Below are 16,956 nucleotides of genomic sequence, written 5' to 3'. Positions count from 1 at the left end.
GGAGTCTTCATGATGTCCATGAACCGTAAGGGAAATCGTGCAGGTTTCCATGCCCACCCCCCATCACACTGGTCACCATGACGGAAGCCATCGCGTACGACGTAATAGTGCTGGGAGCTGGACCGGTCGGGGAGAATGTCGCGGACCGGACACGCGCCGGCGGATTGAGCACGGCGATCGTGGAGAGTGAACTGCTCGGCGGCGAGTGCTCGTACTGGGCGTGCATGCCCAGCAAGGCGCTGTTGCGCCCGGTGATCGCGCGGGCGGACGCGCGCCGCGTCCCCGGTCTGCGCCAAGCTGTTCAGGGCCCCCTCGACACCGCCGCCGTTCTCGCCCACCGGGACCGCTACGCCTCCCACTGGAAAGACGACGGCCAGGTCAGCTGGGTCGAGTCCACCGGCGCCGATCTGTACCGCGGCCACGGCCGCCTCGCCGGGCCGCGGACCGTCACGGTGACCGCCGTCGACGGCACCGTCACCACGCTCACCGCCCGGCACGCCGTCACCGTCTGCACCGGCACCAGCGCCGCCCTGCCCGACCTGCCGGGCCTCGCGGAGGCCAAGCCATGGACCAGCCGCGAAGCCACCAGCGCCGACCACATCCCCGCCCGCCTCCTGGTGGTCGGCGGTGGCGTAGTCGCCACCGAGATGGCCACGGCCTGGCAGGCGCTCGGGTCACAGGTGACGGTCCTGGTGCGCAGCGACGGACTGCTGACCCACATGGAGCCGTTCGCCGGGGAGTTGGTCGCGGACGCGCTGCGCGAGGCGGGTGCCGACGTCCGTACCGGGGTGTCCGTGGCGGCCGTCGAGCGCAAGGGTGCCACCGTCACGGTCACCCTCGGGGACGGTTCGACGCTGGAGGCCGACGAAATTCTCTTCGCCACCGGCCGCGCCCCGCGCACCGACGACCTCGGCCTGGAAACGATCGGTCTGGAGCCGGGCACATGGCTGAGTGTCGACGACACCCTGCGGGTCGAGGGCAGCGAGTGGCTCTACGCCGTCGGCGACGCCAACCGCCGCGCACTCCTCACCCACCAGGGCAAGTACCAGGCCCGCATAGCGGGCGCCGCGATCACCGCGCGCGCAGCGGGAGCCCCGCTCCTGGACACGGGCCGCTGGGGCGCCCACGTGGCGACGGCCGACCATGTGGCAGTCCCCCAGGTCGTCTTCACCGACCCGGAGGCGGCCAGTGCGGGCCTGACCCTCGCCGAGGCGGAGGCGGCGGGCCACCGCGTGCGCGCTGTCGACCACGACCTCGCGAACGTCGCCGGCTCGGGCCTGTACGCCGATGGCTACACGGGCCGAGCCCGCATGATCGTCGACCTTGACCGGGAGGTCCTGCTCGGCGTCACGTTCGTCGGCCCCGGCGTCGGCGAGCTCATCCACTCGGCGACGATCGCGATCGCAGGCGAGGTCCCGATCGACCGGCTGTGGCACGCCGTACCTGCCTATCCGACGGTCAGCGAGGTGTGGCTGCGCTTGTTGGAGGCGCACAGGGGCTGACCTTCGAATCGGGTTCAGCACCGGGGTAGGAATCCCGCTGCGTGATCGCCGTGGCCCGCAACCGCCGTTTCCGGCTGAACCGCCCTTCGTGGTCGGGGCCTTGTTCGCCAGCGGTTACCGCTGTGGGAAGTGGTCGCGGAACCCAGGAGATGCCTGTCGCGGGCCCGCACCGGCCCGCGCCGGCCTCCGGCCTTCGGGCGCGGGCCGGCCTCAGCCCGCTGACGTTCGTGGACGTCGCGTTCATCATGCCTTGTCCCGGATCCGTGTCCCGATCCGGACGGTGATGCCCCGCTTGCGTGTTCAGGGGAACCAGGCGTACTGCCTTCACGTCCAGAAGATCAGCAACGCCGAACCACCAGCCGACGTCCCCCGAAGTCTCCAACCCCGACCGTCACTTCCCACACCGGCCCGAGCTGCTCCGAGGATCAGCAGAAGGCCGTCGATCACCGCGGCAAGCAGTGGGCAAGCCGTGAGAGGCCCCGTCACACCATGAGCAGTACTTCGAACTCGCCGACGCACCACACGTCCACGATCGGCGAGATCGGTGCCCCGAGCCGACGCAACACCGAACTGGCCCTGCTGGTCTTCGCCGTGGTCATCCCGGTGTTCGCCTACGCCAACGCGAGCCTCGCCCTCGACGACCGGATGCCCGCGGGCCTGCTGAGCTACGGTCTGGGCCTCGGCCTGCTGGCCGGCATCGCCCACCTCGGCGTACGAAAGCTCGCCCCGTACGCCGACCCGCTGCTGCTGCCCCTGGCCACCCTGCTCAACGGACTCGGCCTGGTCGCCATCTGGCGCCTGGACCAGTCCAAACTGCTCCAGTCGCTGCCCAACTTCGTGACAGCCGCGCCTCGTCAGCTGCTGTACACAGCGATGGGGATCGCTCTGTTCATCGTGGTTCTGATCTTTCTGAAGGACCACCGCGTCCTCCAGCGCTACACCTACATCTCCATGTTCGCCGCCTTGGTCCTCCTGCTGCTCCCGCTGGTCCCCGGCCTGAGTTACGACCGTTTCGGCTCGACCAGGTCGGGCCGTACTCGGACCAGTTCTGGCGCTGGCGCAGCCCGCGCGGTTGACTTGTTCGACCGCTCGGGGGGGTCGTCGTACGCGTTCTCAACCCACAGACAGGCCCTGGCCATGTCTACAGTCGGCCGCGCTGCCTCGCGCCAGGAACGAAAACGAGCGCCGGACACCACCACCCCCATGGGCCGCCCCCCGGCAACAGCCACCCGCCCGGCGGGCTCCCGGAGTGCGGTGCAGGAACAGGGCAAGCGCGTTGTCGGAGAACCGCGGCGCCGTTGCCGGCAGAGCCGACCGTGCCCGGCGTGAGCAGGCAGTCGGTGTGGCACTGGCCGGGCTTCGCGCGGGACGGCGGACATCACCGAGGGCGCGTCCCACATGTCGCCCGCTGCAGGGCTGGGCCCGGTCGGTCGGTAGGCGTAGGTCCGCGGCCCCGCCGCCACAAGGGTGTTCGAGGCGGACCGCGGGAGGGCAGCAGCTCGGACGGGTGCTGTGTGTGGTGGACGGACGGGCGCCGCTCGCAGTAACCGCGCCCGTGTTGCGGGCCGTGAGAGCCGCCGGCCAGGCCGGTACGGGCGGCCGACCACTCGCCGTGGCCGGCTGTCCCGTCCCGGGCGGTGACCGGGCCGACCCCACGGCCCGTGGGTGGTGCCGCTGGACGCCCGGAGTGTCGATCCCGACGGCGGCGGGAAGCGGAAGTCTCCTACGCTCCGGGCCGGGTGTGTGGCCGTGGGCCCCCCGACCGGCCCGGCTTCACCATCGCACCCGGGGGGAGCCTGGATCTCGGGCGGGCGCTGCCGAACAGCGCGCCGACCGGTGCGGTGACCCTCCTGTCCCGGCGCAGGGGCGCCGAACTCCCTGCCGCACGCTGGCTCAGAGGCCATGGGCGTCCCTGGAGAACACCTCGACCGCGGTGGCGAACATGGCAACACGCTCGCCGGTTCGGCGTCGGCGTCGATGACGTGCGGGCCCATGGCAAGACGGTTGCGCCGCCGTGCGAGCCTTGTCGTCAGCAGCCCTCCGGTTCTGGCCCGAAAGCGCCGACCGTTCACACCTCGCTCTGGCGCAACCACTCCGGGCGTCGTGCGTTCACAGGCGGACGATGATCAAGGCGATGTCGTCGCGTCCGCCATCGGTCACGCCCAGGCGGGTGAGGAGGGTGTCGGCCAGCTGGTGTGGGCTCAGGCGGGCGTGGTGGGCGAGGGCGTCGGTGAGGCGGTGCAGTCCGGCGTCGATGTCCTCGCCGCGGCGTTCGATGAGTCCGTCTGTGTACAGGACAAGGGTGTCGCCCGGGGCGTAGGGCACCGTGGCCTGCGGGCGCGGGGCGCGGTCGGCGAGGATGCCGAGCGGAGGGTCGGTGGCCTGGTCGAGCAGGATGATGGTGCCGTCCGGCCGGGAGAGGATGGGTGGTGGGTGGCCTGCGCTGGTGTAAGTGATGCGCCGCAGGCGGGTGTCGATGATGGCTTTGGCCGCGGTCGTGGCCAGCGCGCTCTCGAAGGCGCGGGCGTACAGGTTCAGGACGTCCATGGCCGGGCCGGGTGCGTGGAGGGCGCGGGCGGCGGCGGACAGTGCACTGCGGAACATGCCCATGACGGCGGCGGCTTCCAGGCCGTGGCCGACCACGTCACCGACCGCGACGGTGAAGGTGTCGTCGGACAGGTCGACCACGTCGTACCAGTCCCCGCAGACATTGAGTGATCGGGCGGCCGGGATGTAGCGCACCGCGATGTCCTGGTGCCCGGCCAGGTCCGGCGAGTGCATCATGGCTTCTTGCAGGGTGAGGGCGGTCCGGCGTTCCCGGTCGTGAGCTTCGCGGAGTTCCTCGTTGAGGCGCTGGAGTTCCTGCGCCCGCGCAAACAGTTCGGCCTCCAGCGCATCCCGTTCACCGCCCGGGTCGTCCTGCCTCGGGTGGAGAGGGCGGGTCAGCACGAACTCGGTCATGTCCTCCACTCGGTGGATGATCCACTCGACTTCTCCGTCAGGTCCCAGGACGGGTGTGTTGATGGGCGACCACCACTTCTCCTGGAACGCTCCCGGAGCGCCGGAGACGGGGATGTCGTACTTCTGCACCGCCATCGTGTCTGGTCTCTTCGAGCGCAGAACCCTCTGCAGCGAGGCGTTCAGCTTGCGCACCCCGTCGGCGTCCGGGTCTGCCGGATTGTCCGGGTGGACATCGAAAAGGTACCGACCGATCAGCTCTTGCCGGATTCGGCCCGTGACCCGCAGATAGGCCTCGTTGACCTCAACGATCACCAGGTCGGGGGTCAACACCAGGTAGGGACTGGGGGTCACGGCGAACAACGCCTGGTAGTCGATCCGCGGCGTGGTCATGCGGTCTCCTGTCGCCCCCGCCGGAGCTCACCCTTGATCCCCAAGTATGCGTCCGGCCGGTACCTCAGGGCTCAGCCCAGCGCCCCGGCCGGACACCCGAGGGGCGGGCTATCTGCGGGTTCTGGAGTTGACCGGGGCTGTTGCTGTCGAACCGGCGACGGTCGAGGACGCCGTGGCATAGTGCTTGCACGCCGCCGACCGTCGGGCGTCTGGGGTGCCCCGCGCGGCCGCCGAAAATCGGGCCGCCGGACAGGTCGGCCTCCGGGGCTCTGCACGCGACTTGCATTGTCGCGGTGGCCCTCCGGGACTTGGCCGCTGGTGAGAAGGTCGTCGGGGATCAGCGACTCCCGTGGCCGGTGCACGGGGCCCGGTGAGGCGTTCACCGGGCAAGGCGTCGAGGCTGTCCGCCCCGTCAGCGACGTGATCGGGACACGGGGTCCGGACGCTGATCTCGGAAGGGGTACCGGCTCCTGGCCGGGCTGCCTCCTCCGTGACGTGTACGACACGTGTCTGAGCCGGTGTTGCATGGTCGAGCGGAGGAGCCCCGTACCTCGGGACTTCAGTGGGCGCCCGCGTAGACGTGGCTCGCGAATTCGGCGATCTGCTTGTCGGTGAGGTTCTGCGCGAGGTTGGCCTCCGTGATCATCCCGCACAGGCGGTGGCCGTTCTGCACGTCGATCACGGGCAGCCGCTTTATTTGGTGCTGCTCCATGAGGTGCAGGGCGTCCGTCGCCGATGCGTCCGCGTCAATCCAGTGCAGTTCGCCGCCGAGGGAACCACATTCGATCTGGGCCGGGTTCTCTCCGTCAGCCACGCAGTGGATGACGATGTCCCGGTCGGTGACCATGCCCTGCAACCTGTCGTTGTCCCCGCAGATCGGCAGCGCGCCCACCTGCATCTCACGCATCAGCCTCGCCGCGTCCTGCAGGGATTCGTGCTCACCGACGCACTTCGCGCCCGCCGTCATGATGTCGCGAGCCTTGAGCGGCTTGTTCTTTGCCATGATCGCTCCTCCGGTGAGGGTGGCACGTATACGTGCCGGGGCCGGTACGTCCTTCCATCGCAACACGGATGCCCGGCGGCTGCCACGCTGCACGCCCCGGTACTCCTGCGGGGTCTGGAAGAAGATCGAGTGCCGGGCATTGACGACGAACAGCGAGTCCTCGTCGGGGGTGATCGGTTCGACCAGGTCGGCGTGGGCCCCGCTCTGGCGATCTCGAGGCGCCGTCGAAGCGCTGCCGCACGCGTAGCGGGCTCAGAGCTCGCGCAGCGCGGCCAGCTTCGACGCACTTACTATCGACCCGGAAAAGAACTGCCCGAGCCGTTCTCTGGCCGGGCCGGGCGCGGCAAGCCCGCCGACTGCCATTCCGCGTCAGCTCGGCGCCGCGTGGCGGCAGTGGCGATCCAGTGTGGTCACGTTCTCGCTCCTGGCCCCGAGGGGCAACACCTGACCGGGCTGCGGGCTGAGGACGAGATTTTGGTGCTGCAGACGCTGCACTGGGCGGACGAGGTCCGCGGTCCCGTGGTCCCCATGAGGGGACGCGACGCGCCGGTGTGTCGCGTCTCCGCCTGTGCCTGTCGGCACGTGGGCATCGGGGCCCTGCTTGCAGGTCGGCCTGTGAGCCGTCGGGTGCTCTGCCGTGTGCAGGCTGTCATCCGGTTCTTCTGGCTTCTTCGGTTCGCCTGGCGTCGTGTTGGACCAGGAGGGAGAGCAGCGCGGCCACGGTCAGGTCTGCCTCGGCCGGGTGGCGCAGGATGGTTCCGGGCTGGATTTTGTATGCGTTGGACCGGCCTTCACGGTTGTGGGTGAGGTATCCACCGGCCTCCAGGTCGGAAATGATCTTCTGGACCGCGCGTTCGGTGAGCCGGCAGTAGGCGGCGATGTCGCGGACGCGCGGCCTGTGATTGCTCGCGATCGCGGCGAGGACCCGGGCGTGGTTGGTGAGGAAGGTCCATCCCGTGTGTGGCTCAGGTACTTCTCCCATACCCCCAGGGTAGGACATGCTGTTCACGCATCCGAAAGACTGAAAAAAATTTCCGGTATTTCTTGACAGGGTACGGGCGGCGAGCCGAACCTGAATGTGGAACCAGTGGGCGCCCTGTGAAGGAGGCGGCCATGTTGCAGCAGAAGCTTCCCCGGCAGCGGGCCAGGGAGGCGGGGATGGGAAGCAGACGATCAGTGATGCAATCGCCTGCCGGAGCGGGAGCAGCACCGCCGGGTCTCCTGATCAACGTGTCGCGCCGCGCAGGGCGCGTGCGCGTGACCCTCCGCGGCGAGATCGACTTGAGTGCCAAGGCGGCACTCGAAGCCGCGCTGCAGGACGCCCTCAGCCGGAGCACCCACGGTGTGGATCTCGACTTGAGCGGGACGACGTTCTGCGACTGCGCCGGCTTGAACTGTTTCCTGGCCGCACGGCACCGCGCCCTGGCGGCGGGTAAGACGGTGACCATCCAGGCCGCCAGTCCTCTGGTGCAGCGCCTGCTGAGCGTGACGGCCACGTGGCCGCTGTTCACGCTCGAGCGGCCGGACTCCACCCGTCCGGCAGGCGCCCCCACTCCGCCGGCCGCAGCGCATGAGGAGGATGTACTGGACGGCGACGAGGACCTGCGCATCGAGGTCGATCAGCTGCGCCGGGCCATGCAGACGCGGCCGGTCATCGACCAGGCCACAGGAATCCTGATGGCCAGCTTCAGCCTCAGTGCTCAGGATGCCTGGCAGGTGTTGGTCGTGGCCTCCCAGAACACGAACACCAAGCTCGCCGTGGTCGCAGAGGAGCTGAGGGCCACGGTGCAGGGCCGTCCGCTGTCCGAGGCGGTCCAGGAGCAGGTGCGCGCGGCTGTGGCCTCTCTTCATGCGGGTCATGCACCTTCTGACGAGGTGCAACTGCAACAGTCTGTCCAGAAGGACTGCCAGGATGGCCGAGCGATGCCTGCACCCGACGAGGCATGACCGAGGAGCGCACAGGGCTCAGCCCTTCACGCCACCGAGATCGCACTTGGCGCGACGGTGCACGGTCTGTGGCGCCCAGAAGCCTGAGCACGGCGGGCAGGACGCTCGGGGTTGATCACGGCGACGCCGAGGAGGGTCGAGTGAGGCCGGGGGGCTTGTCGCCGGCGAAGGGACCAGCGTCCGGATCTACCGGCACACAGCCGCCCGGTGGCCGGCCGAACACCGGGCGGAGGGCGTCTCGTGCGAGGTCCACCGGATCCTTGAGAGACTGGGCGACCGCTTCGAACTCATCCAGAACCCGCCGCGGTTGCCCGGCGATGGAAGGCCGAGCTGGACGCAGGACGCGGCGAAGCGACTGGTGGGATGGCGGGTGGAGAGCCCGCAGACGGCGGCACAGGAGAAAGTCGAGCGATCCACGACCTGGCGGCGGACGACCAGGTCTCCGCGCGTGGGCCGTGGAGCGCGGTTGGGTCTGGGGCGCACGCCCGGCGGCTGGCCCGTGACCTGACCAACGCGGCGATCACGTTGATGTCCCGACGGCTCACGCGTCAGCCCGTCCGTCCCGACGCCGCGGCACCACGTCCAGAAGCAGTGCTCCGTGCCACGTGATCCGAGCTACCTCGCGTGGGTGGCTGGCATGGCGACACCTCATCGTCGACCTCGACCGGCTCGCGCCGCGATCGCGGCCGAAGTCCACGATGAATGACAAATCCTCGGCCGCCGCTGCCTCTTCACAGGGTCCCTGGCTGGCCGAACTCCTCAACCCCGAACCCACCGGGGAACGACCGTCGGCCTCCACCCGCCCGAACCGAATCAGGTCGGCCAGTTACCACACCACCCTGGGTGTCGGCGTTGCAGATACGGCGCTGGTCGACTTACCGGACAGCGTCACGAACCTCGTGCCCCACGCCGAGACGCAGGGGTCGCAGTGCGGCCGTGCTCTCGCCATTCCCGGGCGAGGTAGATACCGCCCGCAACCATGAGCACGATTCCGCCGCAGTCGGATACGAGGCTCGAGACCGACAGCGATCCCCCAGAGCGGATCAGATCCCAGACGCTGGAGATTCCGATGCCGATCGCTGCCAAGATCGCAAGGACACGAAGGCCGAGAGACCACCCCTGGTGGTGCGGAGGGGCGTCGGCGTCAGGAGCTGATTCCGCAGCCGCGTGCGTCTCCCTGTACCAATTGGCGAGGTAGTCCTGAAATTCGGCGTGCCGGAACTGGTACACGGGCCCCACCGCACGGAGCAGGCCGAGCCGGTAGGCATCGTCGAGGAACGGCATCAGCTGCAGCGGAAGTCTGCGACGGCACGCCGCGTGAGCAACAGCGACGGCGTAGGCGAACCATGCCCGCCGGCCGCTGAACAGCGTGAAGCCGACAGTGCCCAGAGACCACAGGAGCATTCCGGTGACTACGTCATGGTCCGTGCGCTGCTGCCATGCCGTCCATCCGATGAGGGGTCCGGTGATGCTCAAGACCAGCAGCATCCGCAGAAGGCCACCGTACCGGTCGGCCCGCAACGAGCTGCCCGGACTGTTCACACGCTTCTCCAATGCCGAATCGGCCCGGCTGAAGAGGGCGAAGAGCAGACCACCCAGGGCTCCGCCAGTGAGTCCGAACAGCAGGCGTTCTCCGGCGTTGGGCAAGAATGCCCCGGCAGAATCCTCGGTGACGGCATGCCAAAGCCAGATGGTCGCGTACGTGATCACAACGATCGCCGCCACGAGCAGCGCTCCCCCCAGCACCCAGGCGATCGCGTCACGCCGCAGGCGTTGTCGGGAACGATCCGCCGCGGCGACCCCGGCGGATGAGTACCGCGGGCCCGAGTAGAGGATGTCGTTCGCGGAGGACGCGCCGAGGCCCCCGCACAGCAAGGCGGCGACGAACAACAGGCCCCACGCCCCTGTGGCCGCGCCTGGTATGTCTTTGGATGGCGCGACCGTTCCGACGGTCGCGCCCGTGACGGCACCGAGCACCGCCCAGGTCACGATCTGCACCCCGGGAAGAACCCATCGAGGCAGTGTCAGAGCAGCAAGGGACCACCAGGACAAGTCTCGGGTTGCGGGTGGTTGCTCCTGCCGGCCCTCAGCGCCCCCTGGCGGCGGTGTGCCGGCCATGCGGGAAGCGAGGAAGCCAAGCCACAGCCGCACATCTTCCGGCTTGTGAGGACGGCGCGGGCGCAGGTGCGAGGGGACCTCATGGTCCGATAGCCGACGCCGGCGTTCCAGGACATCGGCAATGAGCAGATCGAAGAGGTGACCGCGCATGTCCCGCTCGTCGGTGAACCGGTCCGGTCGCAGCAGTTCCTCGGGCGACCGGCATCTGTTCTGGATGTAGGTGGTCCGCAGCAGCCCCAGGTCCAGCGGGGTGGCGACCGCTGCCGCGAGGACGGCGACCGATCCCGTGTAGGAGTCGGCACTCTCCAGGAGAGTCAACAGCTCCGGCCATCCGGTGGCCGGGTCTTTGGGCAGTGCGCCTCTGAGGTGGACGGCGGCGCCCGCGGGCGTAAGTGGCAGCGGTCTGATAATCCTTGCCGCGGACAGCAGGCCGCCCTGTGAGCGTGTGGCCTGTTCGAACTCTTCAGTACGACAGGTCAGGATCAAAGGGGACCGAACATCGCTGAGTGCCGCGAACACCTCGGCACGGATCGGCGCCGCAATCTCATCGAGCCCATCGAGTACCGGCACGACGTGGGGAGCGTCGACGAGACGCCGCGGGATGTCGTGGCCCTTACTGGGAACCTCGGGGCACATCCGGGACAGTTCCTGCGCGATCCATTGAGTGAAACTGCCTCGGTCCGGCGACCAGTTGGCGGCCGAAACAAACAGGGGCACCAGATCGAGGGGCGGACGCTCCTGGCCGTAGGTGATGGGACGCAGCAGTGCCAAGGTCAACTGCATGGCGACCGTCGTCTTGCCCATGCCAGGCGCGCCAATGACAATCAACTGCCGCGATTCCCAGCCCAGGAACGCTGCCGCCATGTCATTCGCCTGACGGATTGCTTCCTTGGGCTCGACGGCGCCCGCGAGCGCCACCCCGTCCGCCTCTCCCTGCCATGTGACGTACTGCCAGGTCACGGGAATCGGCTTTCCTCCGGCCTGATCCCGTAGCTGTGCCTCACGTGACCATGCTCTCCACGTGCTTTCGGCCAGCAGAGACTTGGCCTCCACCATGACTGAGGAGGATGCTGTTACGGCCGCCCGTCCGATGGCCTTGCGATGCCACAACTGGATCGACACGACAAAAGTGGCCAAGCCTCCGGCCGGTCCCAACACCTCAAGGCTGAGTTTCCAGTCGTCAGCGCGCAGCTGGCGGAGGATCGCCACCAGGCCTACTGCCACCAAGAGCAGCCCGAACCAGTACACGGCGTAGTGGCGCCCCCGACTCCTCATCCGGCCATGGTGACAGCCCAGAAGGCCTACAAGGAAGGAGCGAACAGTTCGTCTGTCCCGAGGACTTCCTCATACGCCGCCGTGGACATGGAGTCATTGACTGCGCTTCCTCACGATGCCCAGGAGACACGCAATGGCCCTTGTGTCCCTGGCCAGCTTGGCATGTCGGCTTCAGCGGCAAGTTCTCAGCGTCGCCGACTCCTCGTATGACATCGTGGCGGTTCGGCTGTTGATCGGCGCACGTCCGCGCCCACAGTAGCCAGTCTCGCCAGCCGTCCTCCTGGAGTCGCGCGCAGGTGACGTCCACCAGTTCGGTGATCTCTCACTGGAAACGCCACCAGTGCGCCGTGTGCCACGCGATCGCCTCCTTGCCGACCACGCGCTTGATGTGGGGCGGAATCGTGCCGAGTTCGCGGACCCCTCTGGTCATAGCGGGAGTGGCGATGCCCAGTTGGCCGCCGGGGCGAAGGGTGTGGGCCAGGCAGGGAAGGTAGCCGTCGGCGGTGCCGAAGTACTCGAACGCGTCGATGCTCACGATCGGTCGAGGCTTTCTGCCTCGAACGGCAGTACGTGCACCTCCGCCCGTACTTGCCTTCACCCGGTCGCCGATCCCCGCCTGGGCGAAGACGGCGGCCGCGTCCTCCGCAGGGATCCACCAGTCGGCGGCGACGACGACCACGCTGAACTCCCGGGCGAGGAAGACGGATGTGGCGCCCCTGCCGGAGCCGAGGTCCAGGACCCGCGTGCCGGGCTCAGATCAAGGTCCCGGGCCAGGTCCTCCAGGAGCCACAACGGGTTCGGGCCCACGTCGAGGCCGACGAGCCAGGCCGGGTCGTAGCGGGAAGAGTGTGGGTAGCGGTCGGGCCTCACGCGGCTGAGCAGCCGCTTCTCGACTCCTGGACCGCGTCCTGGACCATGTCGCGGAGCTGGCATCCCTGCGGGGTGAGGGTCAGCAGGCGTGCGCGGCGGTCCTTGGGGTCCGGGCGGCGGGTCAGGAGTCCGCGCGACTCCAGGTCGTCGAAACCACACAGACCATTGCAGAATCAGCGGGTGCCGAAGCGCTCCTGAGAGGCCAGGACGACGTCCGCGTAGCGAGCGGCCCAGGTGCCCATCGCGCGGATGGGAACCAGCAGGGCCGTGCCGGCCTCGGTGAGGGCGTAGTCGACGCGCGGGGGCGCCTCGGCGTAACAGCGGCGCTCCACCAGGCCGTTGTACTCCAGCCGCCGCAGCGCGTCGTTGAGCACTTTGGGGCTGATCCCGCCGATCCGGTCCAGCAGGTCGCGCGGCCGCCTCGGGCCGCCCTCGCCGAGGATGAAGACCACCACGCTGTCCCATCGGTTCGCCAGCACCTCGAAGGCGACCCGGGCCCGGCAGTCCGCCGCGAATCCGTCCCCTGCCAGCTCCTCATGCTCTCCCATACGCCCATCCTGCCCGGCTGATGCACACCGGGCGGTGTGCATCAGCCCGCCTAGCGTTCCAGTCATGACATCCCACGAGGCAAGAGCAAAGGGGACCAGCACCATGCGCATCGGCATTCTCGGCACGGGCTCGATGGCCACTGCCTTGGGCAGTGCCTGGGTACGGGCCGGGCACAAGGTCCTGGTGGGCGGGCGGAACGTAGCGGCCGCAGCCACGGCTGCGGCAAGGATCAAAGCCGCCGGGCACGGTGGCCTGACCGAGGCGGCTGCTTACGGCGAGGCGGTCCTGATGGCCGTACCAGCAAACAGCGCACCGCGGTTGGCCCGGGAGCTCGCCCCTGTTCTGGCCGGACGGACGGTGCTCGACTGCACGGTGCCCATGGAGCCCGGCCCGGACGGGCCCTCCCTGACCACCGCTGGCGGCACGGACTCCGTCGCCGCGCGCATCACGGCCGCCGCGCCGGACGCTGGTGTCGCCAAGGTGTTCGGCATATGCCACGAGAGCATCTGGACCCTGCGGCGACCCGCCTTCGAGGGCGCGCCCCTGGCAGTGCCTTTCTGCGCCGACACGCCCGCCGCGGCCGCCGTTGCGGCAGAGTTGATCACATCGATGGGCTGCTCCCCCCTGCCCTGCGGCGGGCTGTCCCGCGCGGCGCTGCTGGAGGCGGCTGCGGTCCTCGCCATCGGTGTGTGGTGGTCCGGCGGCGAGGCACGTCACGCCTTCCCCTCCCCCGCCCTGGCACCCGGCGCGGTCGACGACGAGCCCTGACTTTGGCCTCGAACGTACGAGACCGGAGACTTGACCAGGGGCAGGCCGCGGGCTGGCTGCCGGTGCCGCTCTGGGGGGGGCGAACCTGCACGACAGCCAAGCACTCGAGCCCCTCCTCCGCTGCATTCCGCCCATCCGGTCGCGCCGCGGACGTCGAATGCGCAAGCCCGGCAAGCTCCACGCGAACAAGTGATACACCTGCGCCCACTGGGGAGATGGTTACGCGGACGCGGCATCACCCACCGCATCGCCTGCAAGGGGTATCGAGACCTCACAGTGACTGGGCCGCCACCGCTGGACCATCGCAGTACGGCCTGGCTGCCCGGCTGCCGCCGCCTCCACCGACGCTACGAACGCAAAGCCCAGCACTTCCTCGTCTTCACCAGCATCGCCGGCACCCTCATCTGCTACCGAAGACTGTCCACATGAGATGACGTCTAAAGCCCCGCAGCCAGGCGAGCAGCGGTGCGGGCGTCCGGATCAGCGGGCGGGCGCCCGCCCCAGAGCCTGTTCGTCCGGGCGACAATGCGGAACCGGGTGCGGGTACCGGTGAGGTCCAAAACGCGTTGCGGCTCGGCCTGCATGTCACACAGTTCAAGAAGGCCGCCTTCCGCATCGGCGCGCTCCTGCAGGCGCTGCAGCAGTTCCAGGCCGCTGGCGTCCATGAACGGCATGCCCGAAAGGTCCAGACAGAGAATGCGGCCGCGCAGGCTCACCTGATCCGTGACGTGGACGACCCGGGGAAAGGTATCGAGGTCCAGTTCGCCGACCAGCGTGAGCAAGATCCGGTCGGGAAGCTCACGGACCTGCACAATGAGATCCGGCATGGTGAAACCGCCGTTCGGGAGCAAAGCCCATCACGGTCGGCCCCCACTGCCGGAAGTAGGCCGTCAAGCGCGCGGCCATCGGTGCCGCTCACCGCCGAGCAAGACCACCCGCACCCGTCTTCGGTCACCTTTGTGCCTGTGACCTCAGCGGCGCGAGGGCTCTCACCAGACCAGGCTGGTTCTCCCCCTTAGCCTGGCACACCCACACATCCAACACCAGGCCGCAAGCGCGCCGGGTTGTGGCACCGGCCTGACCACACCCGGCCACGGCTGACTTTCCCGCGAGGCCCGTGACCGTCCACTGCGGCGGGAAACGGGCTGTCACCTCTCACATCTGCGACAGGGTCGGCACACATCGGACCAGGGAACCCGCTGGTCAGCACTCTCGACGTCCCCCAGACTCGGTTCTGCGCCACAGGCCCCTCGGTGAACTGAGTGCCCCATTCTCTGCGGCCGCGGTCACTCCTGGGTGTGTCGTACGCACTTCGGTGACGACCTATCGCAGGCTGCCGGTGCGCTCCAGCAGCCGACGCTGCTCGCGGGCACCGTTGCCTCGGCGCAGCAGGTCCGCCACGGCCGCTTCCACCCAGGCAGCATCGCCACACTCGGTCAGCGCGTCCTCGGCGTGCTCCAGAAGCGAACGCAGCACGTCCGCGGCCGGCTCCGGCCGCATGGTCGCCGGGTCGAGCAGGTCCTTCTCCAGGCCGGAACGGGCGGCCCGCCAGGCCGCCAGCCGGAGCAGGTTCACACTGTGGTCGAGCGGCGGCCGCCCGGCCCGCCAGTCACGCGCGGCCGTCTCCAGCAGCGAGCGGGCCAGCGCGGCGACAAGGACAGCCGTGTCCGCGCGCAGACACCCGTCCGCCACCCGGATCTCCACCGTCGGGTAGCTCGCGGACAGACGCGCGTCGAAGTACGCCATCGCTAGGTCCAGGATGGCCCCGGTGGCCACCATGTCCGCCACCCGCCGGTGATACCGCTCGGCCGAGCCGAACAGCTCCGTCGGGCCCGCCGAAGGCCAGCGGCCCCATACCCGGCTGCGATAGCCGGCGTAGCCGGTGTCCCGGCCCTGCCAGAACGGCGAGTTGGCGCTCAGCGCGCACAGCACCGGCAGCCACGGACGCAGCCGGTCGATCACGGCCACGCCCTCCTGGTCGGACTCCACCGAAACATGGACATGACATCCGCACACGAGGTCACGGGCGGTGATCCCGTAGTGCTCGGCCATCCACCGGTAGCGCTCGCTGACACTGATCGACGGGCTGACCGGCAACGGGGAAGTGGCGAGCGCGGCGACCGTACACCCCATGTCGTCGGCGAGCCGCGCCGCCTGCTTCCGGCAGCGTACGACTTCCGCCTCGAGATCCGCCATGTCCGCCTGCGGATGCGTGGCGAACTCCAGCATCTGCCCGAACAGCTCCTTCTCGAAGACCTCCTGCCCTGGATCGTCCTGCTCGGCCCGGGCGAGGACGGCGGCCGCCAGCGCCTCCGGCTCTCCGCTGTCCGGGTCTACGAGAAGAAGTTCCTCCTCCACTCCGACAGTTCGCACCTGACGCCACTCCTTGTCCGCGCCGTTGCTGGGCGTCCCTCACCCTGGAGCCGTCGCTCTCCGGCGACCCCGGCTGCCCCCGGCAGAGCCCTCGACACCTGCCGCCGGCGACCGCCTGGCCACCGTGGGCGTTATCTCGGCAGCGATGAGACCAGTTCATGCCCGAACGCTCGGCGTTCGCCTAGGAGCGTGTCTCAGTAACTGGCGATTGGCCGGGTGGTCGTGATCGGCGGGATCGATGGGTGATTGCCCGGTTGCGGCCTGGAGTCTCGGTAGCGTCGTGTGCTGCTGAGTTTCGTGGCTCGGCGGGAGCGGGCCGGTGGCGAGGGCGGTTAGCTGGTCGCGGCGGCCAGGCCAGTGGTTCCGATGTGTCGGAAGATCTTGCGGAGGTTGTGGCAGGCGGCGAGTAGCCTCCACTCTCCCCGGGCGCCGTCCTCGCCGCGTAGGAGGAGTTGGCGGCCGTTCTGGCAGGTCATGATCTGACCGAAGACGGGTTCGACGATGGCCTTTCGGCGGCTGTAGGCGGCTCGGCCGGGCTTGGTCCGCAGCTTGCGGGCCATGCGCTCCTTCAGCGTGGCGGCCGCCGGGATGCGTCCGCGTGGCGCAGGCGGGACCTGTTCGTCGTGGGCCAGGCGGCCGGTGGCCATGAACGTGTCGGTGCCGCAGGCCAGTTGGCGCTCTATGGCGGCTTCCAGGTTGGTCTCGGAGCAGTATCCGGCGTCGACCAGGGCCTGCTTGGAGTGGTGGCCGGTGTTGGCGGCGGACTGGTCGAGCATGCTGGTGTAGTTCAGCGCGTCCGAGGGGTTGGTCGTGACGTCGGCGGCGGTGATGACCTGGTGCTTGTCATCCACGACGGCTTGAGCGTTGTATGCCTGGATGTAGGCGCCGTCGCTGTTCTTCATGATCCGCGAGTCGGGGTCGGTGAAGTTGGCCTGGGCCTTGGGCTTGGGCCGGGCCGTGGCGGCAGCCCTGTGGCCCGCGTCGGTGACAGCCTGCTCGTCGCTGGTGCCGGCCCGTTCCTGACGGCGGCGTTCCTTCTCCTCCGCGTGGCGGCGGGCCTTCTCGGCGGCCTCGGCTTCGATCTGCGCGCGGGCGGCCTGCAGCTTCGCCAGTCGCTTCTCCCGGCGGTCCAGCTCCGTGGGCAGGTCGGTGGCCTTGCCGTCGGGGCCGAAGGCCTGGTCCTCGGCGTCGTCGGTGGCC

The 16,956-nt window shown here is 69.1% G+C and carries 13 protein-coding genes and 1 pseudogene; 5 read left to right on the top strand and 9 right to left on the bottom strand.

Annotation, left to right across the window (positions count from 1 at the left end):
- Positions 1–77: 77 nt before the first annotated feature.
- Together ACIRU3_RS43535 and ACIRU3_RS43530 are read left to right on the top strand one after the other, a co-directional pair.
- The gene (locus ACIRU3_RS43535; RefSeq protein WP_404069309.1) at positions 78–1,502 is read left to right on the top strand and encodes a dihydrolipoyl dehydrogenase family protein; all 1,425 of its coding nucleotides are present in this window, start codon (positions 78–80) and stop codon (positions 1,500–1,502) included.
- 489 nt (positions 1,503–1,991) lie between these two features.
- Positions 1,992–2,522, top strand: a pseudogene (locus ACIRU3_RS43530) (FtsW/RodA/SpoVE family cell cycle protein); the annotation flags it as partial.
- A 1,089-nt stretch (positions 2,523–3,611) separates the two neighbouring features.
- Here the strand turns inward: ACIRU3_RS43530 and ACIRU3_RS43525 are convergent.
- The 3 genes from ACIRU3_RS43525 to ACIRU3_RS43515 all read right to left on the bottom strand — a co-directional run bounded on the left by ACIRU3_RS43525 (position 3,612) and on the right by ACIRU3_RS43515 (position 6,838).
- Positions 3,612–4,853, bottom strand: a complete 1,242-nt coding sequence (locus ACIRU3_RS43525; protein ID WP_404069307.1) for a SpoIIE family protein phosphatase — start codon at positions 4,851–4,853, stop codon at positions 3,612–3,614.
- A gap of 559 nt (positions 4,854–5,412) precedes the next feature.
- Positions 5,413–5,856 carry a CBS domain-containing protein gene (locus tag ACIRU3_RS43520; RefSeq protein ID WP_404069305.1) on the bottom strand — a complete coding sequence of 148 codons (444 nt, stop codon included), beginning with the start codon at positions 5,854–5,856 and terminating at the stop codon, positions 5,413–5,415.
- Between the two features lie 649 nt (positions 5,857–6,505).
- Positions 6,506–6,838: a MarR family transcriptional regulator gene (locus ACIRU3_RS43515; RefSeq protein WP_404069303.1), complete on the bottom strand. Its 333-nt coding sequence runs from the start codon at positions 6,836–6,838 to the stop codon at positions 6,506–6,508.
- A gap of 131 nt (positions 6,839–6,969) precedes the next feature.
- Between ACIRU3_RS43515 and ACIRU3_RS43510 the strand changes: the two genes are divergently transcribed.
- Together ACIRU3_RS43510 and ACIRU3_RS43505 are read left to right on the top strand one after the other, a co-directional pair.
- Complete coding sequence (locus ACIRU3_RS43510; RefSeq protein WP_404069301.1) at positions 6,970–7,803, top strand: ANTAR domain-containing protein; 834 nt, start codon at positions 6,970–6,972, stop codon at positions 7,801–7,803.
- A gap of 184 nt (positions 7,804–7,987) precedes the next feature.
- Positions 7,988–8,311, top strand: a complete 324-nt coding sequence (locus ACIRU3_RS43505) for a DUF6192 family protein (RefSeq protein WP_404069361.1) — start codon at positions 7,988–7,990, stop codon at positions 8,309–8,311.
- A gap of 380 nt (positions 8,312–8,691) precedes the next feature.
- Here ACIRU3_RS43505 and ACIRU3_RS43500 read toward each other — a convergent pair whose 3' ends face one another.
- The 3 genes from ACIRU3_RS43500 to ACIRU3_RS43490 form a co-directional block, all read right to left on the bottom strand.
- Positions 8,692–11,169 (bottom strand): hypothetical protein, encoded by a 2,478-nt coding sequence (locus ACIRU3_RS43500; RefSeq protein ID WP_404069299.1) that lies wholly within the window; start codon positions 11,167–11,169, stop codon positions 8,692–8,694.
- A 349-nt stretch (positions 11,170–11,518) separates the two neighbouring features.
- Positions 11,519–11,875 carry a hypothetical protein gene (locus ACIRU3_RS43495; protein WP_404069297.1) on the bottom strand — a complete coding sequence of 119 codons (357 nt, stop codon included), beginning with the start codon at positions 11,873–11,875 and terminating at the stop codon, positions 11,519–11,521.
- Positions 11,876–12,239: 364 nt separating this feature from the next.
- Complete coding sequence (locus ACIRU3_RS43490) at positions 12,240–12,614, bottom strand: winged helix-turn-helix transcriptional regulator (protein WP_404069295.1); 375 nt, start codon at positions 12,612–12,614, stop codon at positions 12,240–12,242.
- 103 nt (positions 12,615–12,717) lie between these two features.
- On the opposite strand from ACIRU3_RS43490, the gene ACIRU3_RS43485 reads away from it, so the two are divergent.
- Positions 12,718–13,383, top strand: a complete 666-nt coding sequence (locus ACIRU3_RS43485) for an NADPH-dependent F420 reductase (protein WP_404069293.1) — start codon at positions 12,718–12,720, stop codon at positions 13,381–13,383.
- Positions 13,384–13,820: 437 nt separating this feature from the next.
- Here the strand turns inward: ACIRU3_RS43485 and ACIRU3_RS43480 are convergent, their stop codons facing one another.
- From ACIRU3_RS43480 to ACIRU3_RS43470, 3 genes are all read right to left on the bottom strand, one after another.
- Positions 13,821–14,210: an STAS domain-containing protein gene (locus ACIRU3_RS43480; protein ID WP_404069291.1), complete on the bottom strand. Its 390-nt coding sequence runs from the start codon at positions 14,208–14,210 to the stop codon at positions 13,821–13,823.
- A gap of 496 nt (positions 14,211–14,706) precedes the next feature.
- Complete coding sequence (locus ACIRU3_RS43475) at positions 14,707–15,756, bottom strand: glutamate--cysteine ligase (RefSeq protein WP_404069289.1); 1,050 nt, start codon at positions 15,754–15,756, stop codon at positions 14,707–14,709.
- Positions 15,757–16,088: 332 nt separating this feature from the next.
- On the bottom strand, positions 16,089–16,956 hold an 868-nt coding region (locus ACIRU3_RS43470; RefSeq protein ID WP_404069287.1), incomplete at its 5' end, for a transposase.

The organism is Streptomyces sp. NPDC101151 (assembly GCF_044768335.1).
Classification (GTDB): Bacteria; Actinomycetota; Actinomycetes; order Streptomycetales; family Streptomycetaceae; genus Streptomyces.
This window is presented reverse-complemented; position numbering and strand designations above follow the sequence as displayed.

Excerpts from the sequence above, each read along its gene's own strand:
- ACIRU3_RS43535 (WP_404069309.1), top strand. The coding sequence starts at position 78 with ATGACGGAAGCCATCGCGTACGACGTAATAGTGCTGGGAGCTGGACCG.
- ACIRU3_RS43525 (WP_404069307.1), bottom strand. The coding sequence starts at position 4,853 with ATGACCACGCCGCGGATCGACTACCAGGCGTTGTTCGCCGTGACCCCC.
- ACIRU3_RS43520 (WP_404069305.1), bottom strand. The coding sequence starts at position 5,856 with ATGGCAAAGAACAAGCCGCTCAAGGCTCGCGACATCATGACGGCGGGC.
- ACIRU3_RS43515 (WP_404069303.1), bottom strand. The coding sequence starts at position 6,838 with ATGGGAGAAGTACCTGAGCCACACACGGGATGGACCTTCCTCACCAAC.
- ACIRU3_RS43510 (WP_404069301.1), top strand. The coding sequence starts at position 6,970 with ATGTTGCAGCAGAAGCTTCCCCGGCAGCGGGCCAGGGAGGCGGGGATG.
- ACIRU3_RS43490 (WP_404069295.1), bottom strand. The coding sequence starts at position 12,614 with ATGGGAGAGCATGAGGAGCTGGCAGGGGACGGATTCGCGGCGGACTGC.
- ACIRU3_RS43485 (WP_404069293.1), top strand. The coding sequence starts at position 12,718 with ATGCGCATCGGCATTCTCGGCACGGGCTCGATGGCCACTGCCTTGGGC.
- ACIRU3_RS43480 (WP_404069291.1), bottom strand. The coding sequence starts at position 14,210 with ATGCCGGATCTCATTGTGCAGGTCCGTGAGCTTCCCGACCGGATCTTG.